A 409-nucleotide genomic window follows, 5' to 3' on the forward strand; every position below is an offset into this window, starting at 1 on the left:
CGGCCCTCGAGGTACAGCTCGGTATAGCCGTGCATGGCGAACACCTCGCTGCGCAGCGCTTCCAGCAGGCGCGGCGTGGCCAGGTGGTTGCGCACGTCGGCCAGGCCGATCCGCGCCGGAATCCGGCAATGCCGGGCGCAGGCGGCGAGCAGGATGGCCTTGGGCACGCAATAGGACTCGCCCTGCTGCAGCGCGTGGCTGGCCTTCAGGGTCTGCGGATCGCGGCTGAACACGTAGGGGTTGTAGCGCACCCCGTCGCGTACCGCGTAGTACAGCGCGACCGCCTGGTCACGCGGTTTCGCCGAATTCCCCCGGGATTTTTCCGCGAACTCCACCACCACCGGGTGGTCACTATCCACGAAGCGGCCGGATTGTAGGTAGGACTGCATGGCGGGCTCCCGGCGGGCAA

Annotated in this window: 1 protein-coding gene; it reads right to left on the minus strand. The window is 68.2% G+C overall.

Annotated features, from left to right (window positions below):
• Nucleotides 1-409, minus strand: a 409-nt coding sequence (locus tag FLP08_RS17170) for a transglutaminase-like domain-containing protein (RefSeq protein ID WP_202912810.1), incomplete at both ends; no start/stop codon positions are given.

The sequence above is a fragment of the Christiangramia aestuarii genome, from assembly GCF_009735585.1.
In the GTDB taxonomy this organism is placed as follows: domain Bacteria; phylum Bacteroidota; class Bacteroidia; order Flavobacteriales; family Flavobacteriaceae; genus Christiangramia; species Christiangramia aestuarii.